19 protein-coding genes are annotated in these 21,369 nt (G+C 69.0%); 8 read left to right on the top strand and 11 right to left on the bottom strand.

All coding sequences use genetic code 11. The features are described 5' to 3' along the window. Window positions 1–20 precede the first annotated feature (20 nt). A complete protein-coding gene (locus HQ312_RS05000; RefSeq protein ID WP_222632134.1) occupies window positions 21–755 on the top strand; it encodes an amidohydrolase family protein in 735 nt (244 codons plus the stop codon). Here HQ312_RS05000 and HQ312_RS04995 read toward each other — a convergent pair. After that, window positions 752–1,234 (bottom strand): DUF456 domain-containing protein, encoded by a 483-nt coding sequence (locus tag HQ312_RS04995; protein ID WP_222637993.1) that lies wholly within the window; start codon window positions 1,232–1,234, stop codon window positions 752–754. The two genes, HQ312_RS05000 and HQ312_RS04995, sit on opposite strands and share 4 nt — an antisense overlap. Next, window positions 1,231–2,460 carry a formate-dependent phosphoribosylglycinamide formyltransferase gene (gene purT, locus HQ312_RS04990; RefSeq protein WP_027506204.1) on the bottom strand — a complete coding sequence of 410 codons (1,230 nt, stop codon included), beginning with the start codon at window positions 2,458–2,460 and terminating at the stop codon, window positions 1,231–1,233. The genes HQ312_RS04995 and purT overlap by 4 nt, the downstream gene beginning before the upstream one ends. Here purT and HQ312_RS04985 point away from each other — a divergent pair. The 5 genes from HQ312_RS04985 to HQ312_RS04965 all read left to right on the top strand — a co-directional run bounded on the left by HQ312_RS04985 (window position 2,459) and on the right by HQ312_RS04965 (window position 7,398). Beyond that, on the top strand, window positions 2,459–3,031 hold the full coding sequence (locus HQ312_RS04985) for a DinB family protein (RefSeq protein ID WP_200933792.1): 573 nt from the start codon (window positions 2,459–2,461) through the stop codon (window positions 3,029–3,031). The two genes, purT and HQ312_RS04985, sit on opposite strands and share 2 nt — an antisense overlap. 62 nt (window positions 3,032–3,093) lie before the next feature. Then, window positions 3,094–4,182, top strand: coding sequence for a CaiB/BaiF CoA-transferase family protein (locus HQ312_RS04980; protein WP_222637992.1), 1,089 nt, complete (start codon window positions 3,094–3,096; stop codon window positions 4,180–4,182). Then, window positions 4,183–4,785, top strand: a complete 603-nt coding sequence (locus HQ312_RS04975; RefSeq protein WP_222637991.1) for a bifunctional 2-polyprenyl-6-hydroxyphenol methylase/3-demethylubiquinol 3-O-methyltransferase UbiG — start codon at window positions 4,183–4,185, stop codon at window positions 4,783–4,785. 125 nt (window positions 4,786–4,910) lie between these two features. Then, window positions 4,911–6,746, top strand: a complete 1,836-nt coding sequence (locus HQ312_RS04970) for an acyl-CoA dehydrogenase (RefSeq protein ID WP_222637990.1) — start codon at window positions 4,911–4,913, stop codon at window positions 6,744–6,746. Between the two features lie 181 nt (window positions 6,747–6,927). Continuing rightward, entirely contained in the window at window positions 6,928–7,398 is a 471-nt protein-coding gene (locus tag HQ312_RS04965) for a DUF4383 domain-containing protein (RefSeq protein WP_222632151.1), read from the top strand. On the opposite strand, the gene HQ312_RS04960 is transcribed toward HQ312_RS04965, so the two are convergent. The 9 genes from HQ312_RS04960 to HQ312_RS04920 all read right to left on the bottom strand — a co-directional run bounded on the left by HQ312_RS04960 (window position 7,395) and on the right by HQ312_RS04920 (window position 18,980). After that, a complete protein-coding gene (locus HQ312_RS04960) occupies window positions 7,395–8,171 on the bottom strand; it encodes a CoA ester lyase (RefSeq protein WP_056442231.1) in 777 nt (258 codons plus the stop codon). The two genes, HQ312_RS04965 and HQ312_RS04960, sit on opposite strands and share 4 nt — an antisense overlap. A 20-nt stretch (window positions 8,172–8,191) precedes the next feature. After that, window positions 8,192–8,671 carry a MaoC family dehydratase gene (locus HQ312_RS04955; RefSeq protein ID WP_027506198.1) on the bottom strand — a complete coding sequence of 160 codons (480 nt, stop codon included), beginning with the start codon at window positions 8,669–8,671 and terminating at the stop codon, window positions 8,192–8,194. Then, on the bottom strand, window positions 8,668–9,837 hold the full coding sequence (locus tag HQ312_RS04950; protein WP_027506197.1) for an acyl-CoA dehydrogenase family protein: 1,170 nt from the start codon (window positions 9,835–9,837) through the stop codon (window positions 8,668–8,670). The genes HQ312_RS04955 and HQ312_RS04950 overlap by 4 nt, the downstream gene beginning before the upstream one ends. After that, window positions 9,834–11,828 (bottom strand): acetyl/propionyl/methylcrotonyl-CoA carboxylase subunit alpha, encoded by a 1,995-nt coding sequence (locus HQ312_RS04945; protein ID WP_222637989.1) that lies wholly within the window; start codon window positions 11,826–11,828, stop codon window positions 9,834–9,836. The genes HQ312_RS04950 and HQ312_RS04945 overlap by 4 nt, the downstream gene beginning before the upstream one ends. A gap of 5 nt (window positions 11,829–11,833) precedes the next feature. Continuing rightward, the gene (locus HQ312_RS04940) at window positions 11,834–13,420 is read right to left on the bottom strand and encodes a carboxyl transferase domain-containing protein (RefSeq protein WP_222638107.1); all 1,587 of its coding nucleotides are present in this window, start codon (window positions 13,418–13,420) and stop codon (window positions 11,834–11,836) included. A 171-nt stretch (window positions 13,421–13,591) separates the two neighbouring features. Continuing rightward, window positions 13,592–14,095: a flavin reductase family protein gene (locus HQ312_RS04935; RefSeq protein ID WP_027506194.1), complete on the bottom strand. Its 504-nt coding sequence runs from the start codon at window positions 14,093–14,095 to the stop codon at window positions 13,592–13,594. A 108-nt stretch (window positions 14,096–14,203) separates the two neighbouring features. Further along, window positions 14,204–15,937, bottom strand: a complete 1,734-nt coding sequence (locus tag HQ312_RS04930) for a VanW family protein (protein WP_308123801.1) — start codon at window positions 15,935–15,937, stop codon at window positions 14,204–14,206. A 200-nt stretch (window positions 15,938–16,137) separates the two neighbouring features. Further along, on the bottom strand, window positions 16,138–17,400 hold the full coding sequence (locus tag HQ312_RS04925) for a reverse transcriptase family protein (RefSeq protein WP_261782041.1): 1,263 nt from the start codon (window positions 17,398–17,400) through the stop codon (window positions 16,138–16,140). Window positions 17,401–17,681: 281 nt separating this feature from the next. Next, window positions 17,682–18,980 carry an acetyl-CoA C-acetyltransferase gene (locus HQ312_RS04920; protein ID WP_056441321.1) on the bottom strand — a complete coding sequence of 433 codons (1,299 nt, stop codon included), beginning with the start codon at window positions 18,978–18,980 and terminating at the stop codon, window positions 17,682–17,684. Window positions 18,981–19,107: 127 nt separating this feature from the next. Between HQ312_RS04920 and HQ312_RS04915 the strand changes: the two genes are divergently transcribed. Both HQ312_RS04915 and HQ312_RS04910 read left to right on the top strand, forming a co-directional pair. Then, complete coding sequence (locus tag HQ312_RS04915; protein ID WP_027506192.1) at window positions 19,108–20,457, top strand: 3-oxoacyl-ACP reductase; 1,350 nt, start codon at window positions 19,108–19,110, stop codon at window positions 20,455–20,457. A gap of 5 nt (window positions 20,458–20,462) precedes the next feature. Further along, on the top strand, window positions 20,463–21,344 hold the full coding sequence (locus HQ312_RS04910) for a MaoC/PaaZ C-terminal domain-containing protein (RefSeq protein WP_051613473.1): 882 nt from the start codon (window positions 20,463–20,465) through the stop codon (window positions 21,342–21,344). Window positions 21,345–21,369: the final 25 nt, after the last annotated feature.

Below are 21,369 nucleotides of genomic sequence, written 5' to 3'. Positions count from 1 at the left end.
CATGAGGCATCCTGGCAGACGTGTTCGACAGCCACGTCCACATCATCGATCCGCGGTTCCCTCTCGTGTCGAACGGCGGATACGAACCCCCCGTGTTCACTGCCGACGACTATCGCGAGGAGACCGACGGGCTGGGGGTCGTGGGCGGCGCCGTCATCGCCGGGTCGTTCCAGGGCAGCGACCAGAGCTTTCTGCTCGCGGCGCTGACCGAACTCGGTGACGGATGGGTGGGCGTGACCCACCTGCCGTGGGACGCCGAGGACGAGGACATCATCGCGCTCGACGACGCGGGCGTCCGAGCGCTCAGATTCAATCTGCGGCGCGGCGACACCGACGTGTCGACCCTCACCGAGCAGGCCGTCCGCGCGCACGAGATCGCCGGATGGCACGCCGAGTTCTACGCGGACGCCGGATTGTTGCTGTCCCTGGAGCCGGTCCTGTCCAAACTGCCGGCCATCAGCATCGACTACCTCGGCATGGCCGAGGACGCCATGCCGTACCTCCTCGATCTCGTCGACAGGGGAGCACGGGTCAAGGCGGCGGGCTTCGGCCGCATCGGCCACGACCCGGTGGAGGCGATGAGCAGGATCCATGCCGTCAACCCCGAGGCACTGATGTTCGGGACCGACCTGCCTGGCACCCGCTCCCCGCGACGCTTCGTCCCCTCCGACATCGATCTGGTGACCGAGGCAGTGGGCGGCGATCTCCAAAAGGTGCTGTTCAGGAACGCGAGAGCCTGGTACCGGGAGCGTTAGAGCACGATGACGGCGCCGAGCCACACGCCAGCCGCCATCAGCGCGCCGAACAGCTCGACGAGGATCGACAGGCCCACCGCCTTGGTGGCGTGGACCGTCGACTGCCAGGCGGATCCCGACGTGCGGGCACGAGGAAGTTCCGCCAGGTACACACCGAGGGGGAACCCGAGGAAGAGTCCGACGACCGGGACGACGAAGAATCCGACGATGCCGACGACGCCGCCCGCGACGATGGAACGGGTGGGTACTCCGGCCGTCTTCAGTCGTCTGCCCGGCCACAGGTACTTGACGACGCCCGATGCCACCAGCAGCGCCGTCGCGATGCCGAACACCGTCCACGCCGATGCGGTGCCGACGACGAAGGCCCAGACGCCGATCGCGGCGAAGACCAGGACGACACCGGGGAGCACCGGGACGACGATCCCGATCAGGCCGATCAGGACGACCAGTCCGACGAGGACCTCGGCACCGGCGGTCACCGTGCCGAAACCGGACGCACGCGGCTCGCGGCGTCGCGTGCACGCTCCCGCGCGGTCTCGACGTCCGGACCGGTCGACACGGCGACGCCCATCCGGCGCTTCGCGAAGCTCTCCGGCTTGCCGAACAGGCGGATGTCGGTCTCCGGGACGCGGAGCGCCTGCTCGACGCCCTCGAAGGCGATGCCCACCTCGTCGAGACCGCCGTAGATCACCGCGGACGCGCCGGGTGTCAGCAGCGTGGTGTCCACCGGAAGCCCGAGGATGGCGCGCGCGTGCAGCTCGAACTCCGACAGCCGCTGGGTGCCGAGCGTGACCAGGCCCGTGTCGTGCGGTCGTGGGCTGACCTCGGAGAAGTACACGTCGTCGCCCTTGACGAAGAGCTCGACGCCGAAGATGCCGCGGCCGCCGAGTGCCGCGGTGACCGTGCGCGCGACCTCGCGTGCAGCGTGCAGAGCGGCCGCCGACATGGGCTGGGGCTGCCACGACTCGATGTAGTCGCCGGACTTCTGGAGGTGGCCGATGGGCTCGCAGAAGGAGGTCTCGTCGGCGCCGTTCTCGTCGACCGCGCGGACGGTGAGCTGGGTGATCTCGTAGTCGAAGTCGACGAAGCCCTCGACGATGACCCGGCCAAGCGCGACTCGTCCCCCGGCCTGAGCGTGGTCCCAGGCCCGCTGGACGTCGTCGTCGCTCGTCACGACCGACTGCCCCTTGCCCGACGACGACATCACCGGCTTGATCACCGCCGGGAAGCCCGTGTGCTCGAGCGCCGCGCGAACCTCGTCCACACTGTCGGCGAACGCGTACGGCGACGTGGGCAACCCCAGCTCCTCGGCCGCGAGCCTGCGGATGCCCTCGCGGTTCATCGTCAGCTGCGTCGCGCGCGCCGTCGGCACGACGGTGGTGACCCCGCGGTCCTCGACCACGGAGAGCGCCTCGGTGGCGATGGCCTCGATCTCCGGCACGACGAAGTGCGGCGCCTCGGACTCGATGACGGCGAGCAGGGCGTCCGGATCGCTCATGTCCACGGTGTGGGCGCGGTGCGCGACCTGGTGGCCGGGGGCGTCCGCGTACCGGTCGACGGCGATCACCTCGACGCCCAGGCGCTGGAACGCGATGATCACTTCCTTGCCGAGCTCACCGGAGCCCAGCAGCATCACCTTGGTGGCCGACGGAGAAAGTGGAGTACCGATGCGGGAGGACGTCACTCTTGGAATGCTATCGGGCATGGCGGAGACCGAGGACCTGCTCACCTACCTCCAGCGAGGACGGGACGCGGTGGTGTGGAAACTCGACGGCGCGTCGGAGTACGACATCCGTCGGCCCCTCACGTCGACCGGTACCAACCTGCTGGGAATCGTGAAACACCTGGCCATGACCGAGGCGGGGTACCTCGGGTCCACGTTCGGGCGACCGTTCCCCGAACCGATCCCGTGGTCCGACCCGACACTCGAACTCAATGCCGACATGTGGGCCACACCCGACCAGTCCCGCGATTCTCTCGTCGACCTCTACCGCCGGGTGAACGCCCATGCCGACGAGACGGTGCGCACCCTCGGACCGAGAGCGGAGGGGACGGTGCCGTGGTGGACGGCGAAGAACCCCGTGACCGTCGAGTACATCCTGGTGCACCTGATCGCGGAGACACACCGCCATGCCGGCCACGCCGACATCGTGCGCGAACTCGCCGACGGCAGCGCCGGACTGGCTCCCGGCAACTCCAACCTGGCGGACGGTGACGCCGACTGGTGGGGTGACTACCGGTCGCGGGTGGACGACGCCGCGTCGGAGTTCCTCTGAGTCTCCCGACCCGCACAGTCCGGTCCTGTCGTCGGGCAGGTTCCGGTGGATAGGGTCGCGCCATGACTACTGCAGGTGGACCTCTCGCCGGAATCAAGGTCGTGGAACTCGCGGGCATCGGCCCCGGACCGCACGCCGCGACGCTGCTGGCCGACCTCGGCGCCGACGTCGTGCGCGTCCAGCGTGCGGGCGCGTTGCCTGCCGAGGGATCACCGGGCGACCCCCTGCTCCGCAACCGCCGCATCGTCGAGGCGAACCTGAAGGATCCGGCCGAGCTGGAACGGGTGCTCGACCTGATCTCCCGCGCCGACGTCCTCATCGAGGGCTTCCGTCCGGGGGTCACCGAGCGCATGGGTCTGGGACCCGACGTCGTCGCCGAGCGCAACCCCGGTCTGGTCTACGGACGCATGACGGGGTGGGGCCAGGAGGGTCCGTGGTCGCAGGTCGCGGGACACGACATCAACTACATCTCGGTCACCGGAGTGCTGCACGCGATCGGACGCGAGGGTGAGCGCCCGGTACCCCCGATGAACATGGTCGGCGACTTCGGCGGTGGATCGATGTTCCTCGTCATGGGCATTCTCGGAGCGCTGGTCGAGCGCGGTCGGTCCGGGAAGGGCCAGGTGATCGACGCGGCCATGGTCGACGGCACCGTCGCGTTGTCGCACATGATCTGGGGGTGGCGCGGGATCGGCATGTGGTCCGACGAGCGCGGCACGAACCTGCTGGACACCGGTGCCCCGTTCTACGACACGTACGAGACGTCCGACGGCAAGCACGTCGCCGTCGGCGCGCTGGAACCCCAGTTCTACGCCGCGATGCTGCAGGGACTCGGGCTCGATCCGTCGGCCTTGCCCCACCAGCTCGACCGTGAGCAGTGGCCGACGCTGCGGTCGACCTTCACGGAGGTGTTCGCCTCCCGCACGCGCGACGAGTGGGCCGCCGTCTTCGACGGCACGGACGCCTGCGTCACCCCCGTGCTGACCTTCGACGAGGCCACGCGCCACCGCCACATGGCCGAACGCGGCAGCCTCATCGACATCGACGCAGTCACCCAGCACGCCCCGGCGCCGCGTTTCGGGCGTACCGCCACGTCCACGCCGGCGGGTCCGGCCCGCTCGTCCGTCGACCCCGACTCGGTCTGGACCTGAGTGGACGCCGCGGCCTGGGACGCCAAGTACGAACGCGCCGAACTCATCTGGGGCGCACCGCCGAACGACATGGTCGTCGAGTTCTGCACCTCCCTGCCGCGCGGCCGGGCGCTCGATCTCGCGTGCGGCGAGGGGCGCAACGCCCTCTGGCTCGCCACGCGCGGATGGAGTGTCGACGCCGTCGACTTCAGCAGCGTGGCGCTGACCAAGGCGGTCCGCATCGCCGCCACGGCCACCGCGTCGATCCGCGAGCGTGTGCGGTGGGTCCACGCGGACGTGACCACACTCACACCGGAGCGGAATTATGATCTCGTTGTCATCGCCTACCTGCATTTATCGCGGACCGAGCGTGAAAACGTCCTCGCGACTGCCGTCCGGGCGTTGAAACATGAGGGAATCCTCGTGATCGTGGGTCACCATTCTGCCAATCTAAAGAATGGCGTCGGCGGTCCTCAGGATCCCGAGATCCTGTACAGCCCAGACGATCTGGTCGCGGACATCGGCGACGGGATGCGCATTCTCGTCGCCGAGGACAGGGTGCGGCACGTAGGTGATTCCGCAGCGATCGACGCCCTTGTGGTGGGACGAGTTACCGACGAGTAGACCCCTATTGGCAGTGTTCCCGATCCGGCGTAACATAGCCGTATGTTACTGGCGAGTAGGTAGCGCCGGGCCACACAGGCGGTACCGAGGCCGGACCGCACCACTGAGACGGAGAACGCATCACCATGGGTCATTACAAGAGCAATCTTCGCGATCTCGAGTTCAACCTGTTCGAGCTGTTCGCCCTGGACAAGACGCTCGAGTCCGGACAGTTCGGCGATCTCGACGTCGACACCGTGCGTGACATGCTCTCCGAGGTCCGCCGCCTCGCCGAGGGCCCGCTCGCGGAGTCCTTCGCCGACGCCGACCGCAACCCGCCGACCTTCGACCCCGAGACGCACACCGTCACCCTCCCGGAGTCGTTCAAGAAGTCGTACCGCGCGCTGCAGGAAGCCGGCTGGGATCACCTGGGCCTCGACGAGGAACTCGGCGGCATGCCGGTACCGCGCCAGGTGTTCTGGGCCGTCGCCGAGATGATCCTCGGATCGAACCCCGCCGCCTTCATGTACTCCGCCGGCCCGGGCTTCGCGCAGATCCTCTCCGACAACGGCAACGAGCAGCAGAAGAAGTGGGCCGTACTCGCCTCCGAGCGCAACTGGGGCGCCACCATGGTCCTCACCGAGCCCGACGCGGGTTCGGACGTGGGCGCCGGCCGCACCAAGGCCGTCGAGCAGGCCGACGGCAGCTGGCACATCGAGGGCGTCAAACGCTTCATCACCTCGGCCGACTCGGACGACCTCTTCGAGAACATCTTCCACCTCGTGCTCGCTCGCCCCGAGGGCGCCAAGCCGGGCACCAAGGGACTGTCGCTGTTCTTCGTCCCGAAGTTCCACTTCGACGGCGAGACCGGCGAACTCGGCGAGCGCAACGGCGTATTCGTCACCAACGTCGAGCACAAGATGGGCCTCAAGGTCTCGGCCACCTGTGAGCTGACCCTCGGCGGACACGGCGTCCCGGCCAAGGGCTGGCTCGTCGGCGACGTCCACAACGGCATCGCGCAGATGTTCGACGTCATCGAGCACGCTCGAATGATGGTGGGCACCAAGGCCATCTCGACTCTGTCCACCGGGTACCTCACCGCGCTCGACTACGCCAAGCAGCGCATTCAGGGTGCTGACCTGACGCAGATGACCGACAAGGCCGCGCCCCGCGTCTCCATCACGCATCACCCCGACGTCCGTCGCTCGCTGATGACGCAGAAGGCGTACGCCGAGGGCCTGCGCGCGGTGTTCCTCTACACGGCCGCTCACCAGGACGAGGTTGCCGCACTGCACGTCTCGGGCGCCGACAAGGACACCGCGTTCCGCGTCAACGACCTGCTGCTCCCCATCGTCAAGGGTGTGGGTTCCGAGGTCGCGTACGAGCAGCTGGCGCAGAGCCTCCAGACGCTCGGTGGATCCGGCTTCCTGCAGGACTACCCCATCGAGCAGTACATCCGCGACGCCAAGATCGACTCGCTCTACGAGGGCACCACGGCCATCCAGGCGCAGGACTTCTTCTTCCGCAAGATCGCCCGGGACCGCGGCGTCGCACTGGCCCACGTCGCCGGCCAGATCAAGACGTGGATCGACAGCGAGGCGGGCAACGGTCGCCTCAAGAGCGAGCGTGCCTTGCTCAACACCGCCCTCGAGGACGTGCAGGGCATGGTCGCCACGCTCACGCAGCACCTCATGGGTGCCCAGGAGCAGCCGACCGAGCTGTACAAGGTCGGCCTCGGATCCGTCCGCCTGCTCATGAGCGTCGGCGACCTGATGATCGGCTGGCTGCTGCTGCGTCAGTCCGAGATCGCCATCGCCGCACTCGACAACGGCGCCGGCGAGAAGGACAAGGCGTTCTACGAGGGCAAGATCGGCGCAGCGTCGTTCTTCGCCAAGAACATCCTGCCCCGCCTGACCTCCACCCGTCAGATCCTGTCCGACCTGGACAACGACGTCATGGAGCTCGACGAAGCGGCGTTCTGATCCGCTGAATCCCCACTGCGGCCCGGCTGGTATTCCAGCCGGGCCGCAGTGCTGTGTGGTGGGGGCGCTTCCCGGCCGCTCTCGCGGAGTCGGCCCGACACCGCGTTTATCGCGACGCCCACCGGCTACACCTCGCGTTGCGCAGTGGGACAGGCCCACTCGCGACAGGAGAGGATCCACCATGGCGAACACGAACAGAGCGGGCCGTACCGTGGTCCGCCGGTCACCGGTTCAATGGGGAGCACTGATCGTCGGCGTCGTGTTCCTTCTCGTCGGTGTGCTCGGGTTCGTCCCGGGCATCACGACGGACTACGACATGCTCACCTTCGCGGGCCACCACAGCGGGGCGATGCTCCTCGGCATCTTCGAGGTGTCGATCCTGCACAACATCGTGCACCTGTTGTTCGGCGTCGCCGGGATCCTGCTGGCCCGTGCACCGTCCTCGGCGAGGCTGTACCTCATCGGCGGCGGCATCATCTACCTGGTGCTCTTCGTGTACGGGCTCGTCATCGACCACGAGAGCAGCGCCAACTTCGTGCCGCTGAACGACGCCGACAACTGGCTGCACCTCGTGCTCGGCGTCGGCATGATCGGGCTGGGTCTCGCGTTGCCGCGCGTCGTCACGGGTACCACCGCGACACCGACTCGCTAGCCGAGTCCCCGCAGGATGCGGTCGGCGTGCCGGATCACCGGCGCGTCGACCATCCTGCCGTCGACGGTGAACACTCCGCGCTCGGTGGCGGCGGCAGCCACGACCCGACGGGCCCAGTCCACCTGATCGGCTGTGGGGGTGTAACACTCGCGGATCACGGCGGCCTGCGTCGGGTGCAGCGCCACCTTGGCGTCGAACCCCACCGCGACGGCGTCCTCCGACTCGGCGCGCAGTCCGTCGAGATCGGCGATGTCCAGATACACCGAGTCCAGAGCCTGGCGCCCGAAGGCCTTGGCCGCCAGCAGAGCGGTCGAGCGTGCGTGCACGGCCACGTCGCGATACGACCCGTCGCCGCGACGCGAGGACGCTCCGCCGAGCGCGGCCACCAGGTCCTCCGCGCCCCACATCATGCCCTCGCACCCGTCGGCTGCGCAGATCTCCGCAGCGTGCAGGATCCCGAGTGGGGTCTCGACGAGGGCGACCACCGATCGTGGAGCCAGTGCCGAGACGTCCTGCGCCGATTCACACTTGGGCACCATCACGCGGTGGTAGACCGTCTCGGACAGGGCTGCCAGATCAGCCTCGAAGTACGGCGTCGATCGCGCGTTGACGCGGATCACGGTGCGGTCCGGATCGAGTGGGGTGTCGACGACGGCCTGCCGCGCCGCTTCCTTGTCACCGGGGGCCACCGCGTCCTCGAGGTCCAGGATCACCACGTCTGCTGCCGCGGCGGCCTTCCGGTAGCGCTCGGGCCTGTCGGCCGGGCAGAACATCCAGACCGGACCGAGCCCCGTCACGACGCGGGAGCCATCCGGACGAGGGTCTTCCGCACGGCGCGCGCGACGACGTCGCCGTGCTGATTGCGGCCCGTGTGCTCGAACGTCACGACGCCTTCTCCGGGTCTCGACGCCGACTCTCGCTTGTCCGCGATCACCGTCTCGCCGTAGAGGGTGTCACCGTGCAGCATCGGCTTCGGGAAGCTGATCTCCGAGAACCCGAGGTTCGCGACGATGGTGCCCTGCGTCAGCTGGGCGACGGAGAGCCCGACCAGCGTGGAGAGCGTCCACATCGAGTTCACGAGCCGCTCCCCGAACGCGGTGTCCACGCTGTACGCGGCGTCGAGATGCAGCGCCTGCGTGTTCATCGTGAGGGTGGTGAACAGGACGTTGTCCGCCTCGGTGACGGTGCGCCCGGGCCGGTGCTCGTAGACGGTGCCCACCGTCATCTCGTCGAACCACAGGCCGCGCTGGACGATGCGCTCCGGTTCGGTCACAGCCCCACCTGGCGCGCGATGAGCATCAGCTGCACCTCCGTGGTGCCCTCGCCGATCTCGAGGATCTTGCTGTCGCGGTAGTGCCGCGCGACCGTGTACTCGTTCATGAACCCGTAGCCGCCGTGCACCTGCGTGGCGTCGCGCGCGTTGTCCATCGCGGCCTCCGACGAGATCAGCTTGGCGATGGCCGCTTCCTTCTTGAAGGGCTTGCCCGCCGACATGAGCGCTGCAGCGTCGTAGTAGGCGGTCCGGGCGGCGTAGGCGCGCGCCTCCATGCGGGCGATCTTGAATGCGATGGCCTGGTTCCGGCCGATGGCGGTACCGAACGCCTCGCGCTCCTTCGCGTACTTCACACTCTCGTCGACGCACCCCTGCGCCACACCGACGGCGAGCGCGGCGATGGCGATACGGCCCTCGTCGAGGATCTGCAGGAACCCGGCGTAACCACGGCCCTCGTCGCCGAGCAGATTCTCCAGCGGCACACGAACATCGGTGAACGACAGGGGGTGAGTGTCCGAGGCGTTCCAGCCGACCTTGTCGTACGCGGGACCGGCCTCGAAGCCGGGGGTGTCCGTCGGCACGATGATCGAGGAGATCTGCTTGCGCCCGGAGGCATCGGTTCCGGTCACGGCGGTCACCGTCACCAGCTCGGTGATGTCGGTGCCGGAGTTCGTGATGAACTGCTTCGACCCGTTGATCACCCAGTGATCACCGTCGCGCACCGCGGTGGTGCGCGTACCGCCGGCGTCGCTGCCGGCACCGGGCTCGGTGAGTCCGAACGCGCCGAGCGCCCGGCCCGACGTCAGCTTGGGGAGCCACTCCTTCTTCTGCGCGTCCGTACCGAAGCGGTACACGGGCATCGCGCCCAGGGAGACACCGGCTTCGAGCGTGATCGCGACGCTCTGATCCACCTTGCCCAGCTCCTCGAGGGCGAGGCACAGCGCGAAGTAGTCGCCGCCCATGCCGCCGTACTCCTCGGGGAACGGCAGTCCGAACAGTCCCATGTCCGCCATGCCGCGGACCACCTCGTAGGGAAACGTGTGATCGCGATCGTGCTGCGCGGCGACGGGCGCCACCACGGTGCGAGCGAAGTCGCGCACCGAGGCGATCAGCTGCTGGTGCTCGTCGGACAACAGGCTGTGTCCCGCGACGGTCGATGTGCTCATGCTGCATCCTCTTTCGGGTCCGTGGTCATGCGTGCGAGTACCTGGTTCACGGCGACCTGGTCGCCTGTCGCCACCGTCACCTCGACGATGCCGTCCGCGGGAGCAGTGAGGGCGTGCTCCATCTTCATGGCTTCCACGACCACGAGAACGGTTCCGGCCGTGACGGTGTCACCGTTCGCCACCTCGACGGCGATCACGGTGCCCGGCATGGGGCTGCGCACCGTGTCCTCGAGCTCCATCTCGCCCCCGGCGGCGAGGTCGATCTCCGCGGCGGGGCGCAGATGCCACACACCACCGGAAGCCGCGAGCCAGAGCCCGTCCGCGTCCCGCGCAGCCCTGTACGTCGTCCGGCGACCGTCGATCGCGACCACGAGAGTCGCACCGTCGAGAGTCACCGTCAGCGACCGAGCATCTCCGCCGTCGACGGTCACCGCCGCGTCGCTCGGCGACCCGGTCACCGCGACGGTGCGCCGCCGCCCGGCGTCCTCGACGAGGACTGTCGTCGGTACGCTCCGACCACCGAGACGCCACCCGTTCGGAACAGTCCACGCGCCGGCGTCCTGCGCGGGCCAGGCTGCGCACCAACCGAACACGGCTGCGGCGGCGATGACCTCGTCCGTCGCGACGGGCGCCGCGTAGTCGGGTGCGACCCGGTCCAGCAAGCCCGTGTCCAGACGGCCGGCGGCGACGTCGGGATCGGCCAGCAGGTACGAGAGGAAGTCGATGTTGGTGCCCACGCCGAGCACCGCCGTCTCGCCGAGCGCCCGCCGCAGAATGCGCAGTGCCTCGGCGCGGTCCCGACCGTGCGCGATGACCTTGGCCAGCATCGGGTCGTAGTCGCTGCCCACCACCGTGTCCGGTGCGAGCGACGAGTCCACGCGGACACCGGTGCCCGCCGGTTCGTGCAGTCCGATCACGCGGCCGCCGGTGGGCAGGAAGCCATGGCCCGGATCCTCCGCGTAGACACGCGCCTCGATCGCGTGACCGGTCAACGTCACATCCTCCTGCTGCAGCGGCAGCGTGTCGCCCGCTGCCATCCGTATCTGCAGCTCCACGAGATCGCATCCGGTGACCTCCTCGGTCACCGGATGCTCCACCTGCAGACGGGTGTTCATCTCCATGAAGAAGAAGTCGTCGGGCGCGTCGGCGGAGACTATGAACTCGACGGTGCCGGCGCCGACATAGTCGACACTGCGAGCAGTCGCACACGCGGCCTCGCCGATCCGCGCCCGCGTCACCTCGTCGAGCAACGGCGACGGCGCCTCCTCGATCACCTTCTGATGACGGCGCTGCAGCGAGCACTCGCGCTCACCGAGATGGATCACGTGGCCGTGGGCGTCCGCCATCACCTGCACCTCGATGTGCCGGGGACGCAACACGAATCGTTCGAGGAAGAGGGTGTCGTCGCCGAACGACGACGCCGCCTCTCGCCTGGCCCGCACCAGTGCCGCCGCCAGGTCCTCGGCTCGTTCGACCAGATGCATGCCCTTGCCGCCGCCACCGGCCGACGGCTTGATCAGCACGGGGTAGCCGATGTCGGCCGCGGCCGCGATCAGTTCGTCGTCCGTGAGTCCGGGTTCCGCGATGCCGGGCACCACCGGCACGTCGAACGCGGAGACCGCCTTCTTCGCCGTGATCTTGTCGCCCATGGTCTCGATCGCACGTGTCGGCGGGCCGATGAACGTGATGCCGTTCTTCTCGCACGCCGCCGCGAATGCCGCATTCTCCGAGAGGAACCCGTATCCGGGGTGGATCGCGTCGGCGCCGCTGGCGAGAGCCGCGTCGATCACCTTGTCGATGTTCAGGTAGCTCTCGCGTGCGGGCGCCGGACCCAATCGTACCGCGGTGTCCGCGGAGCGCACGTGCAGCGCGTCGGCGTCCGCGTCGCTGTACACCGCGACGGAGCGAATTCCCATGGTGCGCAGTGTCCGGAACACCCGGACGGCGATCTCGCCGCGATTCGCGACGAGCACCGTGTCGATCGTGGTCATCACACTCACATCCTGAAGACGCCGTAGGACACCGGCTCGAGCGGCGCATTGGCGCACACCGACAGAGCAAGTGAGAGAACAGTTCTGGTGTCGGCCGGATCGATGATGCCGTCGTCCCACAGCCGCGCCGTCGAGTGGTACGGGTTGCCCTGTTCCTCGTACTGACGGCGGATGGGTTCCTTGAACCGCTCCTGCTCGTCCTCGGTCCACGGCTCGCCGGACGCGGACCGCTGATCGCTGCGCACGGTCGCGAGCACCGACGCCGCCTGCTCCCCGCCCATGACGGAGATGCGCGCGTTCGGCCACATCCACAGGAAGCGCGGCGAGTACGCCCGGCCGCACATCGAGTAGTTGCCCGCGCCGTAGGACCCGCCGATGACGACCGTCAGCTTCGGTACCCGGGCACACGCCACCGCGGTGACCATCTTCGCGCCGTGCTTGGCGATGCCGCCCGCCTCGTACTCCCGCCCGACCATGAAGCCGGTGATGTTCTGCAGGAACAGCAACGGGACGCTGCGCTTGTCGCACAGCTCGATGAAGTGGGCGCCCTTCACGGCGGACTCACCGAACAGCACACCGTTGTTCGCGACGATGCCCACCGCGTGACCGTCGATGTGCGCGAAACCGGTGACCAGCGTCGTGCCGTACTCGGCCTTGAACTCCTGGAACTGCCCACCGTCCACCAGGCGGGTGATCACCTCGTGCACGTCGTACGGGGTGCGCGGATCTGTCGGCACCACGTCGTACAGCTCCGACTGATCGCTCGCAGGCAGCGGTGTGCGTACCTCCCACGGCGACGGCGTGCGGGGGCCGAGGGTCGCCACGATCGCGCGGACCCGGCGGAGCGCGTCACGATCGTCGGTCGCGAGGTGATCCGTCACGCCCGAGATCTTGGAGTGGACGTCGCCGCCACCGAGGTCCTCGGCCGTGACCACCTCGCCGGTGGCCGCCTTCACCAGCGGCGGTCCGCCCAGGAAGATGGTGCCCTGGTTGCGGACGATGATCGCCTCGTCGCTCATCGCGGGCACGTACGCGCCACCGGCGGTGCAGGACCCCATCACCGCCGCGATCTGGGCGATGCCCTTCGCACTCATCGTCGCCTGGTTGAAGAAGATCCGGCCGAAGTGTTCCCGATCGGGGAACACGTCGTCCTGCATCGGCAGGAACGCGCCACCCGAGTCGACGAGGTACACGCAGGGCAGCCGGTTCTGCAGGGCGATCTCCTGCGCGCGCAGATGCTTCTTGACGGTCATCGGGTAGTACGTGCCGCCCTTGACCGTGGCGTCGTTGGCCACGACCATCACCTCGCGGCCCGACACCCGGCCGATTCCGGCGATCACACCGGCGCCCGGGCACGCATCGTCATACATGCCGTTCGCGGCCAGCGGGGCGATCTCGAGGAACGGGCTGCCGTCGTCGAGCAGCGTGTCGACACGGTCACGCGGAAGCAGCTTGCCGCGGGATACATGGCGCTCACGGGAGGCGTCACTGCCGCCGCGGGCAGCGGCCGCCATGGCTCGGTGCAGCTCGTCGACCAGCGCGAGGTGGTCGTCCCGCCTGCTCGTGCGCTCGGTTCGAGCACCGTCCAGCATCGTCATCGCTCAGCCCGTCCGTCAGTTAACACTCACTAACCAGGACAGTAAACGATGATTAACTGAAAGTCCACGGCGGATGCGTGGATCGCCAGGCGCGCGTGCGGAGCCACCCGATCGCTCGGGAATCTGCGGATCCGCGGATTCTCGCTCGACACTGGAGGACGAGACTCAGCGCTGCTCGACGACCAGCTTTCGGAAGCGGCTGCCCTGGAACACGATGGGCGCGACGTCGGAGTGCACCTCGAGACCGTGCACGCGCAGCAGGACGATGGCGTGATCACCCGCCGGCAGCTCCTGCTCGATCGTGGTGTCGAGCCACGAGGACGCGCCGTCGATGAAGATGGCCCCGTCGGGCGTCGTCTCCAGCGTCAGACCAGCGAACCGGTCACCCGTCTTCGCCGCGAGGCTGCGCGCGGCCACGTCGTGGGCCTCGCCGAGAACGCTGATGCCGATGTGCGTCGCGTCGCGGAACTTGGGCCACGTGGACGACGTGTTCTGGATGCACACCGCGACCAGCGGCGGGTCGAGGGAGACCGACACGAAACTGCTCGCGGCCAGACCGACCGGCACGTCGCCGATGCGAGCCGCGATGGCGACGACCCCACTCGGGAAGGTGCCGTACGCCTGACGGAGGGTCGCCTGGTCGAGCTCGGAGGCTGCGGTCTGACTCATGGAACCCCACGGTAGGGCCGCGCGCCATCCGCCGCCACCATCGCGGGCCCGGCACTGGGCAAGGTCACAGCCCCTGGATTCGGATCACGCCGAGCCCAACGGCGGGCCTCACTCGCAGCGGACGATCGGCACCGGGTCGTAGCGCACCGTGCGCGTGTTCCGCGAGATCTCCGCACCCGTCGCCGCGTCGCGGATGATCCGGGTGTCGCTGGTGGTGAAGCCGGGCGCTCCGCTCGACGCGACACATTGCTCTCCGCGCGGCAGCCGGACTGTGTCCGGCGTGGTGGGTCGGCTGCGGGAGCCGGTGATCGACTCCACCTCGACGGTCTTGGTGCCCCACAACCGCACGGTGACGGAGGATCCGTCGGCGAACGACTCGACGACCACACCCGTCGACGCCGGGTTCCGGAACTGCAGATCGATCGCGCCCTCGAAGACCGTCGCCTCGCGGGCCTCGGGGTAGCGGCTGATGTAGTAGCTGTGTTCGGTGTGATCGACGTCGTCCATGCCGCCGAAGTAGCCGGCGTTGTACAGGGTGGTGGCGAACTGGCTGATGCCTCCGCCGACGGCGCGATCGGGTCGGCCGTTGTCGATGATGCCCGACTCGACGAACCCCTGCGCCGTCCCGCGGGGACCGGTGTAGCCATTGAGTGAGAACGTCTCGCCCGGCTTCACCACGGCGCCGTTCACGATGTCCGCCGTGAGACCGATGTTGACACCCGACGCGTACTCGAACCCGCCGGTCGTGTACTCGCTGATCACTTCCCGGATTCCGAGAGCGTTCGCCGCGTCCGTGGTCAGTGCCGCCGGACGCGGTCCGTACTGCGCGACGGTGGTGCGCGCGTCACCGGACGCCGCCAGCAGGTCCGGCAGGGTGGCCAGTGTCTCCGGCCAGCGCACCTCGGTGCCGTCGACGGACGGAACCACCACGGGTCGACCCCCGGAGAAGTCGAAGCGCGCGTCGACGGGCCGGGTCTCGGTGGCCGCCAGCCCGGGCGCGAGGATGCCGATCGCGGCAGTCGTGTCGTACACCGGCTGCAGACCGCCGTCGTCGTCCGGTTCGAAGCTCAGGACCTCGCCGACGCGATCGGGTGCGAGCGTCGTCGTCGCACCGTCCTCGCCGGTCACGACCACCGGCGCCGACACCGCGGGCGTCGCCACGTCCTGGATCGCCGCGTCGATCGCGGCAGCGTCGACCTCGACGTCCTCGACGACGACGGGGAGCTCCACCGGACCGCCCTCGGCCCAGTCGGTGCGGAACGCGGACGCCGCACCCGGTACGTCGAGCGTGCGTCCGGGAACGGGTCCGACGGCGCGGGGCACGCCGGCCTCGATGACCACGTCGCCCTCCACCGCGGGGCGGTCGACCTGCAGGGACAACGACCCGACGGCGGCGGTGAGTGCCGCGTCGTCGACCGTGGACACGACACCGATCTCGCGGGTGCCGAAGAACGACGCGAGCCTGGTGAACGGGGAGAGAGGCTGGTCGCCGGCACGATCGAGGGTTGCGGCCCAGTCGATTCCGAGACCGGCGGCGGCCGGGGTGAGCGTGGCGGCGACGTCGTCCGCGCGCACGTCCACCGGGGCGTCGGTGCGCGGACCCAGGGCGTCGCGGAGCCGGTTGTCCGCCTCCGCCACACTGCGGCCGCCGACCTCGACGCCCGCGACGGTCACGCCGCGGGGGATGTCACCGGTGGAGGTGAACCAGTCGGCGGCGTACAGGAGCGCGGCCACGGCGACGACGCCTCCGGCCGCGGACAGTGCGATCGTGCGCCGGCGGGTGGAGCGCGTGTCCTCGGGGGCGGTCCGGTGCTCGTGCTGCGCCGGTACGTCCTCGGTCACCCGGCTCCCTTCCGTCGTGCTGAACAGGCGCGTTCGCCCTCTGCTCGAGCCTACCCACTGGGGTCGGAGCCCGACTCCTCACGAAGACGGCTCCGCACCGCTGCCGGGTCGGGGGTCAGGCAGCGATGCGGAGCCATGAGGAGTATCGCCGGACGACCGCACTCGTTACAACTCGAATCAGACCGAACGTCCCGGATCTGTCAGGAGTCCCAATCGACCCGTTCAGCCATGGCCAGAAGTCGTGACCGCCGCGAAGGACTGCTTTCGCCGATCCAGGCGATCTGCCCGTACACCGAGGCACGGAAGTCCGGTACACCTGCACGATTCTGGGCAGCGGCACCGGTACGAACACAGTTGTGGAGCAGCGCGCGGAGTGCGTCGTAGCGGTCGCGGGGCGCCGCGGCACTCTCGTTCACCACCAGCCCGGCCAGCGTCTGCCGACGGTGTGCACGCGCGACGTGAGTCTTGTCACCGTTCACCACGAAGCCCTCGTCGCGCACGATGCGGTCGAGCGCCCAGAGGAGCGTGCCCACATCGGTGTCCGACGGGCCCGACAGCGCCAGGTCGTCGGCGTAGCGGGTGTAGACGAGCCCACGGGCGCGGGCGAGGCCCGCGACGCGACGGTCGAGTCCGCGGGCCACCAGATTGGCGAGCGCGGGCGAGGTCGGTGCCCCCTGCGGGAGGTGCGGGACGCGCAGCAGTGCCGCCTGAGTCCGGGGCAGACCGGCGACCTCGTCGACCGGCATCGCGGTGGTGCAGATGCCGGCGAGGACCGACGCCACCCGGTACGGGTACCCGCAGGCCTCGAAGACGGCGCGCACGCGCGGCCTCGTCACCGTCGGAAAGAAGTCCGCGAGATCGACCCGGACGACGACGTCCCGGCCGTCGTGCGGGCGCGCGAAGGTCACGGCACTCCGACCGGCCCGGAAACCGTGAGCGGCTGGATGCGGCACCACGTGATCGAGGACGCGGTGGAGCACGCGCCGCTGCATCTCGCGCAGTCTCGGCTTGGGAATCTCCAGGATGCGCGTCCCGCCGCGACTCTTGGCCACCTCACGAGCCCGGTAGTGGCGCAGCGGCGGAGCCGCCCGACGCAACCAGCCGCCGACGTCGGCGAACCAGTCGAGTTCGGAGACGGTGACGTCCAGTGACGCGGCGAGCTCGGCGGTCGTCGCGAACGCGGGAACCCCGAAGCGCACCGCCGGAGTGGGACGAACAGGCGGCGCGGGGAGGACGAACGGATCACCGGGATACCCGATGACCTCGAGGAGTTCGGCGGCGACCTCCGTCGAATCGGGCGCATGGTTACGCCGCTCGAGGAGCCTGGTGATGAGGGTCTCGACGTCCGCGACGTGCTCGAACCGGGCCAGCACCTCACCGAGCTCGGTGCTGTTCCACGCGATGTCGACCAGGCGCGGTGCGATCATCCGCGCCGTGCGGTGATGCCAGAACGACTCGGACATCAGCGAGCAGTGGACCGAGGACGTGCGGCGGGGCGAGGCGACCTGAGACTCTCGTCGTCGTCGCAGGCCAGCACGCGAAGCGTGCATCGCTGCGTCGGACGCAGTGCCCGATTCCGTGAATGTTCCCGAGGGTTGCCCTCGAGGAGGGTCGCGCAGGACCCACTCTCGCCTCGCCACCGCTGCACCCCGCCACTGTGCCAGACGCAGACCGCTCGGTCCGGGAAACGGCAGAGGACCCGGCCACCCCTCGCAGCCGGGTCCTCGTGTTCGGTACGGGAGGCTCAGGCCTCCACGATGGCCGTGATGCCCTGGCCACCGGCGGCACAGATGGAGATGAGTCCGCGGCCGGAACCCTTCTGCGCCAACATCTTCGCGAGCGTGGCCACGACGCGTCCGCCGGTCGCCGCGAACGGGTGACCCGCGGCCAGCGAGGAGCCGTTCACGTTCAGCTTGCTGCGATCGATCGATCCCAGCGCACCGTCGAGACCCAGACGCTCCTTGCAGTACTCGTCGCTCTCGAAGGCCTGCAGCGTCGCGAGCACCACGGAGGCGAAGGCCTCGTGGATCTCGTAGTAGTCGAAGTCCTGCAGCGTCAGGCCATTGCGCTCGAGCAGACGCGGGATGGCGTACGTCGGCGCCATGAGCAGGCCGTCCTTGTACGAGCCGTTGCCGTGGATGTAGTCCACGGCCGCGAACTCCGAGTCGACGAGGTGCGCGAGCACCGGCAGGTTGTGCTGCGCGGCCCACTCGTCGGTGGACAGCAGCACGGAGGACGCGCCGTCGGTGAGCGGCGTCGAGTTGCCGGCCGTCATCGTGGCGTCGCCCAGCGAGGTGCCGAACACGGGCTTCAGCTTGGCCAGCTTCTCGGCCGTGGAGTCCGGACGCAGGTTGTCGTCGCGGGTCAGACCGAGGTACGGGGTGACCAGGTCGTCGAAGAAGCCACTGTCGTAGGCCTTCGCCATGTTCTGGTGGCTGGCCGCGGCGAGGGCGTCCTGGTCCTCGCGGCGCACGCCGAACTCCTTGGCCGTGACGGCGGCGTGCTCGCCCATCGACATGCCGGTGCGGGGCTCGCCGTTCTTCGGGATCTCGATCCCCAGCATCGACGGGCGGACGCCCGCGAGCAGCTTGAGGCGGTCGGCGGTGCTCTTCGCCCGGTTGAGCGTGAGCAGGAACTCGCGCAGCTCGTTGTTGACGCTGATGGGCGCGTCGGACGTGGTGTCGACACCGCTGCCGATTCCCACGTCGATCCGGCCCGACGCGATGGCATCGCCGACGGCGATGACCGTCTGCATGCTCGTGCCGCAGGCCTGCTGCAGGTCGAACGCCGGGGTGTACGGGCTCAGCGCGCTGCCCAGGACGACCTCGCGGGTGAGGTTGAAGTCGCGGCTGTGCTTGAGCACCGCACCACCGGCCACGAGGCCGAGCCGCTCACCCTGCAGGTTGAAGCGGGAGACGAGACCGTCGACGGCCGCCGTCAACATGTCCTGGTTCGAGGCGTTGGCGTACACCTTGTTCGAGCGCGCGAACGGTATTCTGTTTCCACCGAGGATCGCGACGGGGCGCTTCTCTTTGCTGGTCATCGAACGATTCTCCCTGTGCGCAGATGGCGCGGCCACAGTCAGGGCCGCTTCGTCGTGGACTCTATTCTTACTCACGAGTAAGTTACTTGTCGATACCGTTCGACATACCCGACACGAAGGTAGGAACATGGCAGCCACCAAGGGAGCCCCTGACCTCTACTCGCAGTTCCTCTCCTCTGCTCCCGGCGCGTTTCTCGCCAAGCAGGCGGGACTGCCGAAGCCGGAGACTCTGCGTCGCTACCAGCCGGGTGAGCCTCCGCTCGCCGGCCCGGTCCTGATCGGCGGCAGCGGTCGCCTCGTCGAGCCGCTGCGCGTGCTGCTCTCGGACTACCCCGCCGCGAGCCCGCACGACGACAAGCTGGGCGGCCTCGTGTTCGACGCCACCGGCATCGAGAACATCGAGCAGCTCGAGCAGCTGTACCAGTTCTTCCAGCCCGCGGTCCGCAACCTCGGACCGTCGAGCCGCGTCGTCGTCCTCGGCACCACGCCCGAGGAGACCGGCGACATCGAGGAGCACATCGCTCAGCGCGCCCTCGAGGGCTTCACCCGCAGCGTCGGCAAGGAACTGCGCCGCGGCGGCACCGCGCAGCTGGTCTACGTCTCCCCCGACGCCGCGCCGGACCTGTCCGGTGTCGAGTCCACCCTGCGCTTCCTGCTCTCGGCCAAGTCCGCGTTCGTGTCCGGCCAGGTCATCGCCGTCGGCAAGGACGGGTCCACGGCTCCCGCCTCGTGGGACCGGCCGCTCGAGGGCAAGGTCGCTCTGGTCACCGGCGCCGCACGTGGCATCGGCGCCACCATCGCCGAGGTTCTCTCACGCGACGGCGCGCACGTCATCTGCGCCGACATCCCCGCGGCCGGCGAGGCCCTCTCGCAGACCGCCAACAAGGTCGGCGGCACGTCGCTGGCACTCGACGTCACGGCTCCCGACGCCGCCGAGGTGCTCGAGAAGCACGTGAAGGAGCGCCACAGCGGCGGCCTCGACATCGTCGTCCACAACGCCGGCATCACGCGCGACAAGCTCCTCGCCAACATGGACGACGGCCGGTGGAACTCCGTCATCGGCGTCAACCTCGCAGCGCCGCACCGCCTCACCACCGCTCTGGTGAAGTCCGGCACGCTGAACGACGGCGGCCGCGTGATCGACGTGTCCTCCATCGCGGGCATCGCCGGCAACCGCGGCCAGACCAACTACGGCACGTCCAAGGCCGGCGTCATCGGCCTGGTGCACGCCGAGGCGCCCGAACTGGCGAAGAAGGACATCACCATCAACGCGGTGGCGCCCGGCTTCATCGAGACGGCCATGACCGCGGCGATTCCGTTCGCCACTCGCGAGGCCGGCCGACGGATGAGCTCGCTGCTGCAGGGCGGCCAGACCGTCGACGTCGCGGAGACCATCGCGTACTTCGCGAGCCCGGCCTCCAACGCCGTCACCGGTCAGATCGTCCGCGTGTGCGGCCAGTCCCTGATCGGAGCGTGAGCGACGTGGCCACGGTGATCCCGCTCGACGGCCCGCCGAGGATCCGCGACATCTACACCCGCGCGGCTCTCGACTCGCTGCCGATCATCGGCGGCGGGAAGCGCACGCCGACGGCACCGGACGCGACGTACACCCTCGGCGGAATCCGGATCGATCGGGACAACCTCGCGACGTACGCCAAGGTGACCGGCCTCCGTCTCAGCGACACCCTGCCGCTGACGTACCCCTTCACCCTGGTGTTCCCCACCGTGATGTCCCTCATGGTGTCCAAGGACTTCCCGTTCGCGGCCATGGGATCGGTGCACGCGGAGAACGTGATCGAGAGCTTCCGCCCCATCGGGACCTCGGAGCCGCTCGACATCGCGGTGCACGCGGAGAACGTCCGCGAGCACCGGAAGGGACTGCTCGTCGACGTCGTCAGCGACGTGTCGGTGGGCCGAGAGCTGGTGTGGCGTCAGACGTCCACCTTCCTCAGCCTCCAGAAGACGTCGCTGTCCGGTGGACCTCGCGAGGCACCGCCGGCCGACGAGGTCCCGCCGCCGCCCACCTCGACTCTGCGGGTGGACCAGAAGACCATCTCGCGCTACGCGGCGGTGAGTGGTGACCGCAACCCGATCCACGTCTCGTCGCTGGGCGCCAAGGCCTTCGGCTTCCCGCGCACCATCGCTCACGGGATGTGGAGTGCGGCGGCCGTACTCAGCGCCGTCGACGGCAAGATCCAGGACCGTGTCACGTACTCGGTGCGCTTCGGCAAGCCGATCGTGTTGCCCGCCAAGATCAACGTGTACGCCGAGCGGGTGGGCACGGGCGTCGGTCCGGGGCAGTGGGACGTGGCGCTGAAGCACCCGAAGAAGGGCTACCCGTTCCTGACGGGCACCCTGCGCTGACTCCTCGTCGTAACTCCTCCTCCGC

Source organism: Rhodococcus sp. BP-316, from assembly GCF_019836105.1.
Taxonomy (GTDB): Bacteria; Actinomycetota; Actinomycetes; order Mycobacteriales; family Mycobacteriaceae; genus Rhodococcoides.
The sequence above is the reverse complement of the archived record's forward strand: the minus strand, read 5'-3'. Positions and strand labels throughout refer to the sequence as shown.

Bases quoted from the DNA above. Each gene is read 5' to 3' on its own strand.
- HQ312_RS04985 (WP_200933792.1), top strand. From the start codon at position 2,459: ATGGCGGAGACCGAGGACCTGCTCACCTACCTCCAGCGAGGACGGGAC.
- purT (WP_027506204.1), bottom strand. From the start codon at position 2,460: ATGCCCGATAGCATTCCAAGAGTGACGTCCTCCCGCATCGGTACTCCA.
- HQ312_RS04980 (WP_222637992.1), top strand. From the start codon at position 3,094: ATGACTACTGCAGGTGGACCTCTCGCCGGAATCAAGGTCGTGGAACTC.
- HQ312_RS04970 (WP_222637990.1), top strand. From the start codon at position 4,911: ATGGGTCATTACAAGAGCAATCTTCGCGATCTCGAGTTCAACCTGTTC.
- HQ312_RS04965 (WP_222632151.1), top strand. From the start codon at position 6,928: ATGGCGAACACGAACAGAGCGGGCCGTACCGTGGTCCGCCGGTCACCG.
- HQ312_RS04960 (WP_056442231.1), bottom strand. From the start codon at position 8,171: ATGTTCTGCCCGGCCGACAGGCCCGAGCGCTACCGGAAGGCCGCCGCG.
- HQ312_RS04950 (WP_027506197.1), bottom strand. From the start codon at position 9,837: ATGAGCACATCGACCGTCGCGGGACACAGCCTGTTGTCCGACGAGCAC.
- HQ312_RS04945 (WP_222637989.1), bottom strand. From the start codon at position 11,828: ATGACCACGATCGACACGGTGCTCGTCGCGAATCGCGGCGAGATCGCC.
- HQ312_RS04940 (WP_222638107.1), bottom strand. From the start codon at position 13,420: ATGCTGGACGGTGCTCGAACCGAGCGCACGAGCAGGCGGGACGACCAC.
- HQ312_RS04935 (WP_027506194.1), bottom strand. From the start codon at position 14,095: ATGAGTCAGACCGCAGCCTCCGAGCTCGACCAGGCGACCCTCCGTCAG.
- HQ312_RS04925 (WP_261782041.1), bottom strand. From the start codon at position 17,400: ATGTCCGAGTCGTTCTGGCATCACCGCACGGCGCGGATGATCGCACCG.
- HQ312_RS04920 (WP_056441321.1), bottom strand. From the start codon at position 18,980: ATGACCAGCAAAGAGAAGCGCCCCGTCGCGATCCTCGGTGGAAACAGA.
- HQ312_RS04915 (WP_027506192.1), top strand. From the start codon at position 19,108: ATGGCAGCCACCAAGGGAGCCCCTGACCTCTACTCGCAGTTCCTCTCC.